The organism is Actinoallomurus acaciae, assembly GCF_042429965.1.
In the GTDB taxonomy this organism is placed as follows: Bacteria; Actinomycetota; Actinomycetes; order Streptosporangiales; family Streptosporangiaceae; genus Actinoallomurus; species Actinoallomurus acaciae.
Map to the genome: position 1 here is coordinate 12,781 of NZ_JBHLZP010000227.1, position 5,892 is coordinate 18,672.

The window sequence follows — 5,892 nt, forward strand, 5'->3', positions numbered from 1 at the left end:
GTGGCCTCGGGCTTCGCCTACCTCGTGCCGATCGTCCGTTTCGGCGGCCTCGTCTGGCTGGTGTTCGTCGCGGCCCTCCTGCCGCTGACCCGGCACCGCACGCGACCCCAGAACCCGTGATCCGACCGAAGGAGCTTTCCGCGATGTCCAGCACCTACCCCGACCTGAACGGTCGTGTCGTCTTCATCACCGGCGGATCGCGCGGCATCGGCGCGCGGACGGCGCGGGCCTTCGCGGCCCAGGGCGCCGAGGTCGCGGTGGCCGGCCGGGACCGCGCCGCCCTCGACTCGGTCGTCGCCGACATCACCGGCAAGGGCGGCAGGGCGATCGCCGTCGTCGCCGACGTCACCGACTCCACCGCCCTCCAGGAGGCTCGCCGTCGGATCGAGAGCGAGTTCGGCCCGGTGGACGTGCTGGCCGCGTTCGCCGGTGGACAGGGCTTTCCCGTGCCCACGGCGGAACTGACCGAGGAGCGCTGGCGTCAGGTCATCGACTCCGACCTGACCTCGGTGTTCCTCACCATCCGTACGTTCCTGCCGGGGATGATCGAACGCGGCCGGGGCTCGATCGTCACCATGTCCTCGGCCGCGGGACGGCAGCCCAGCCAGGCCAACCTCGCCTACGGCGTGGCCAACGCCGGCCTGGTGATGCTGACCCGCCATCTGGCCACCGAGGCCGGGCCGCACGGCATCCGCGTCAACGCCATCGCGCCCTCGGCCATCGCCACCGAGAAGGTCCTGGCCAACATGCCCACGGAGATCCAGGCCAAGGTGGCCGCGACGCACCCGCTCCGGCGGCTGGGGACCACCGACGACGTGGCCCAGACCGCCCTCTTCCTGGCCTCCGACGCCGCCTCCTGGGTCACCGGCGTCACCATCGACGTCGCCGGCGGCCGCATCACCAACTGATCGTCAGGCCCGGCGTTCGCTCAGGGGTTTCCCGGATGCCGGCGGAGACCGACGATGGCCCGGTGGTGACGACACGCCTGGCGGAGAGTAGGGACCATGACGACGCGGTCGCCGTGTGGCGTGCGGCCAACATCGCCCGCGGACGGCCGCCGGAGGCCGCGCGGGTCGACCGGGTACGGGCCAAGCTCGTCGAGCCGGACGCCGTGGTGATCGTGGCGGTCGCGTCCGGACGGGTGCGCGGAATGCTCCTCGCCGAACCCGGCCGTGACGGCGACGGGCAGGGGCCGAAGGTGGCCGGGCTGTGCCACATCTCCATGGTGTTCGTGCATCCCGGCCGGCAGGGGAACGGCATCGGCCGGCTGCTCCTGGAGCGGCTGCGCGCGCACGTGACCGCGCAGGGCGGCACGCGTTTGCAGGTGTGGACCGGCTCGGGCAACGACCGGGCGCGGCGGCTGTACCGGCGCGCCGGGTTCGCGCCGAGCGGCCGGGTGGCGTTCCTCTCGGGCCGGCCCATCGAGCAGTTCGTGCTCGAACTCTAGACGCCCAGGGGGAGGCGGATGACGAAGCGGCAGCCGGTGCCGGCGTTCGACACGCCGATCTCGCCGTCGTGGGCCTCGACGATGCCGCGGGCGATGGCGAGGCCCAGACCGGCGCCGCCGCCGGGCGTACGAGCCGCCTCGCCGCGGAAGGCCACGTCGAAGAGCCGGGGCAGGTCCTGTTCGGGAATGCCGCCGCACGCGTCCGACACGGTCACGCACGCCATGCCGTGCTCGACCCCGGCGACGACCTCCACGCCGCCGTCCTCCGGGGTGTGGCGGATGGCGTTCACGACCAGGTTGCGCAGGGCACGGCCGAGTTCGGCCGCGTCGGCCTCGATCGGCAGGATCTCGTCGGCCAGGCCACTGAGCCGTACGCCCTTGGCGCGGGCCAGCGGCTCCGTACCGGCCACGGTGTCGGAGACCAGCTCGGCGAGGCCGACGCGCCGCCGGGACAGGCGAAGCGCGCCCGCGTGGATCCGGGACAGCTCGAACAGGTCGTCCACCATCGCGGCCAGCCGGTCGGCCTCGGCGCGGATCTGGGCGTGGTAGCGGCGTACCGTCTCGGCGTCGGCGACGACCTCGTCCTCAAGCGCCTCGGCCATGGCCCGCAGCCCCGCCAGCGGCGTACGCAGGTCGTGACTGACCCAGGCGACCAGCTCGCGGCGGCTGGCCTCCAGAGTGCGTTCGCGGGCGCGGGCCGTCTCCAGTCGCTCGTAGGCGGCGGAGAGTTCGGCGGCCAGCTCGTCCAGCTCGGCCGGCAGCGTACGGTCCGGCGGGACTAGGCGGCCGTCGTCACCGGCACGGCGCACGGAGTCGAGCAGGGCGCGGCTGCCCGCGTTCAGCCGGTGGCCGAGCAGCAGCGAGACGCCCAGCCCGACGAGGCCCGCGATGGCCGTGACGGTCAGGGTCACCGACCGGTCATGGTCGGTGATCAGCATTTTCAGGGTGATCGTGACGATGCCGGCGACGGTCGCCAGCACGGTCGCCGCCGAGACGACGGCGAGCAGAGTCGTGATCGAACGGGCGCGCAGGGCGTACAGGAGTCCGACGCCGACCGCACCGGCGACCAGCGCGGCTCCGGCGGCGTACGCGACGACCTCGGCGAACGCGTGAAAAGGGATCATGTTGTGGGCTCGTAGCGGTAGCCGACGCCCCAGACGGTCAGGATGCGCCGAGGGGCGGTGGGGTCTTGTTCGATCTTTTCGCGCAGCCGGCGCACGTGGACGGTCACCGTCGATGAGTCGCCGAACTCCCAGCCCCAGACCTTCTCCAGCAGTTCGGCGCGGGTGAACGCCTGCCGCGGATGCCGCATCAGGAAGGCGAGGAGGTCGAACTCCCGTACGGTGAGGGAGACGGACCCGCCACGGAGCCGTACCTCGTGCGCGGCCGAGTCGACGGTGAGGTCACCGTCGTGGATCGTCTCGCCGGTCGGGGTCAGGGCGCCGCGGGCCCGGCGGAGCACGGACCGTACGCGCAGGGCCAGCTCGCGGGGGCTGAACGGCTTGGTGACGTAGTCGTCCGCGCCGGTCTCCAGCCCGACGAGACGATCGGTCTCCTCCCCGAGCGCGCTCAGCATGACGATCGGCACGGGCCGGCGCTCCCGCAGCCGCCGGCAGACCTCGAGCCCGTCGATGCCGGGCAGCATGAGGTCGAGGACGACCAGGTCGGGATCGCTCTGGGCGGCGACCCGCAGCGCGGCGTGCCCGTCGGCGACGCAGTCGACGTCGTACCCGTCGCGCATGAGGTAGCGGGCGACGACCTCGGCGACGGTCGGATCGTCGTCGACGACCAGGATGCGTCCGGTCTCGGTGTTCACCATGGCGATCTCACCAGTGCCTGGATCAGGAGGGCGGTGACGGCCTGGACGAGCAGCGCCCGCCGGGCCGGAGGCCGGTAGATGGCGCCCGCCGCCGTCAACCACGCAGCGTACGGCAGCCAGATCCGCTCGACCTCACCGCGCGTGACTCCGGAGAGATCGAGTGCGAGCACGCCGAGCAGCGCCGCGGCGACGAGAACCCCGAGCACCCGTCCCCGCCGCAGCACGTACGGAAGCGCCCCGGCGGCCACGGGACCGACGATCAGCGCGAGGACGGCGAGGTCGCCGACGAGGAAGTAGACGTACGGCCGGTCCGATCCCGCGCCTGCGGCCCACGCCGCGTGCGTGGCGATCACCCCGTCCCACCAGAGGAACCCGCCCAGCGTGAAGGCGAGCGGAACCACGGCACAGCCGAGGACGAAGCCGACCACGATCGCACGACGCGGCCGGGTGAGGAGGAACACCGCGAGCGGCAGGGCGAGGATCGTGACGAGACCATAGTTGAGGTACGGCAGCGAACCGGTCACGATCCCGCCGCCGAACGCGACGGGCAGCCGCCGCGCGAGGCCCGGCAGCCGTAGGTGAGGCACGCCCAGCAACCGCGCGAGCCTGGGTGGCAGCGCGTCGAATGAGCTGGTTTGCCGCACGTCGAATGGGTTGTTCGGCTGCGCGTCGCTTGAGATGGGCAACTGCACCTCGCACGAGCCGTGTGACGGCGCGCCGCATGAGCTCGGGGTGTCGCGTGAGCTTGGTGGCGACGCGTCGCGCGAGCTTGGTGGCTGCGCGTCATATGAGCTTGATGGCGGCGCGGCGCATGAGTTCGGCGCGTCGCATGAGCGGGGTCGCTGCGCGTCACGTGAGCTCTGTGGCTGCGCGTCGCATGAGCCTGGTGGCGGCGCGTCGCATGAGCGGGGTCGCTGCGCGTCGCATGAGCCTGGTGGCTGGGCGTCGCATGAGCTCCGTGACCGCGCGTCGCGGGAGACGTCGCGAGCCGTTCGTACCGTAGGCCGCGCGGCGTCGCCGGCCCACATCCGAACGGTTATCCACAACCTGTGGAAGCCCTTGCCCCCGTCATCCACAGGGCTTGATGATTGGAGTGGGCTGATCCCCCCGGGCGGGAGGGGAATCGTCCCCTTGGCGGGGGCGGTGGCTTTGGTGGTCAAGGTCACGGACCATGCCGCTACGCCGAGGAAAAGGGCGTCCATGCTGGTCGCGAGGCAGATGACCATTGGGGCCAGCACCAGGAAGGGCACGGCGCGGCGGGCGGTCTCCTCGTCGGCCAAAGTGTGGATCGTCATGGCGATCGCGGCGATCGACGACGTGCCGACCGCGATCACCAGGGCGGCGGCCCAGACCGGTTCGTTGAGTCCTGTCCACCGCAGTATCCACAGGATCAGGTCCGGCAGCGGTGGATGACCCTTGGCGTGTGTCGGGTACTCCTGGAGGTGGCGGGTGAAGCCGCGCAGCCACGCCAGCGGGTGGTCGCCCATCGCGGGTAGTCCGGCGAGATACTCCGTCGGTGCGGTCAGCGGGCGGCTCACGCCGTCGGGCCATTGGAGGATCACGGCCCAGAGCGCGGACGCGAGCCACGCGACGGCGAGAAGCGGACGCCAGCGCAGCCGCCGGGCGATCGTGGGCAGCACCGCCACCCCGGCCAGCGCGACGGCGGACGCCGGGACGAGCGGGCCGATCAGCAGTCGCGCCGAAGCGTGCAGCGGCGGCACCGGATCCACGGGGAGCGCCCCGGCCGCCCGCAACGCGGCTCCCGCGCCGAAGGCGACGGCGATGAAGGCCGCCCAGACCGCTGTGCGGCGGTAGCCAGCCCGCCCCGGGAAGACGTCGTCTCCGGTCGAGGCCACTGCGGCGCGCGTCTCAGGCCGGTCTCCCGGCGGGGGCGCGGGGGCGCCGACGGTGTCTGCGGCGCCGGGCGCCTGGAAGCGGAACACCCCTCGACACTAGGGCTGACCAGCTCGGACACCCCTGGTCCGTCATCACTCCGTAAGGGTTTGCGGCGACTGCGGCGTCACCGCTTCGTAAGCATCCGCGCGGTGACCGGCTGTGACGTGGCGTCATCATCCTGTAAGGGTCGGTGACGGGTCCGCGGGCTTAGCGTCCCTCGCATGATTGACGTCGTACTGCCCTGCCTCGATGAGGCGACGGCACTGCCCTGGGTCCTCGGCCGCATGCCCGACGGGCATCGGGCGATCGTGGTCGACAACGGGTCCACCGACGGCTCCGCGGACGTCGCCGCCGCGCACGGCGCGTACGTCGTGCACGAGCCGCGGCGTGGATTCGGTGCCGCCTGTCACGCGGGGCTGCTCGCCGCCACCAGCGACATCGTCTGCTTCATGGACGCCGACGCCTCGCTCGACCCCGCCGAACTGCCGAAGGTCACGGGCCTTCTCGCCGACGCCGCGCTCGGGCTCGGCCGCCGGCGGCCCACGGCTCGTGGTGCCTGGCCGGCGCACGCCCGCCTCGGCAACGCGCTCATCGCCCGCCGGTTCGGGCTGCGGGACATCGGCCCGATGCGGGCGGTCCACCGCGAGCGGCTGCTGGGCCTCGAACTGACCGACCGGCGCTCCGGCTATCCACTGGAGATGGTGGCGCGGGCCGCCGCGAACGGCTGGCG

General features: G+C 72.6%; 6 protein-coding genes. 3 read left to right on the forward strand and 3 right to left on the reverse strand.

Annotated elements, in window-relative coordinates:
* The first annotated feature begins 143 nt into the window (after positions 1-143).
* The gene (locus ACFFNX_RS26795) at positions 144-908 is read left to right on the forward strand and encodes an SDR family NAD(P)-dependent oxidoreductase (RefSeq protein ID WP_378207985.1); all 765 of its coding nucleotides are present in this window, start codon (positions 144-146) and stop codon (positions 906-908) included.
* Between the two features lie 62 nt (positions 909-970).
* Positions 971-1,447, forward strand: a complete 477-nt coding sequence (locus ACFFNX_RS26800; RefSeq protein WP_378207989.1) for a GNAT family N-acetyltransferase — start codon at positions 971-973, stop codon at positions 1,445-1,447.
* Here ACFFNX_RS26800 and ACFFNX_RS26805 read toward each other — a convergent pair.
* Genes ACFFNX_RS26805 through ACFFNX_RS26815 form a run of 3 tightly spaced genes read right to left on the reverse strand, consistent with a single transcriptional unit; the run spans position 1,444 to position 5,209 of the window.
* A complete protein-coding gene (locus ACFFNX_RS26805) occupies positions 1,444-2,571 on the reverse strand; it encodes a sensor histidine kinase (protein WP_378207992.1) in 1,128 nt (375 codons plus the stop codon). The genes ACFFNX_RS26800 and ACFFNX_RS26805 overlap by 4 nt on opposite strands.
* Complete coding sequence (locus ACFFNX_RS26810; protein WP_378207995.1) at positions 2,568-3,266, reverse strand: response regulator; 699 nt, start codon at positions 3,264-3,266, stop codon at positions 2,568-2,570. Before ACFFNX_RS26810 ends, ACFFNX_RS26805 begins: the two co-directional genes overlap by 4 nt.
* A complete protein-coding gene (locus ACFFNX_RS26815) occupies positions 3,260-5,209 on the reverse strand; it encodes a hypothetical protein (RefSeq protein WP_378207998.1) in 1,950 nt (649 codons plus the stop codon). The genes ACFFNX_RS26810 and ACFFNX_RS26815 overlap by 7 nt, the downstream gene beginning before the upstream one ends.
* A 174-nt stretch (positions 5,210-5,383) precedes the next feature.
* On the opposite strand from ACFFNX_RS26815, the gene ACFFNX_RS26820 reads away from it, so the two are divergent.
* Positions 5,384-5,892, forward strand: a 509-nt coding sequence (locus tag ACFFNX_RS26820) for a glycosyltransferase family 2 protein (RefSeq protein ID WP_378208000.1), incomplete at its 3' end; no start/stop codon positions are given.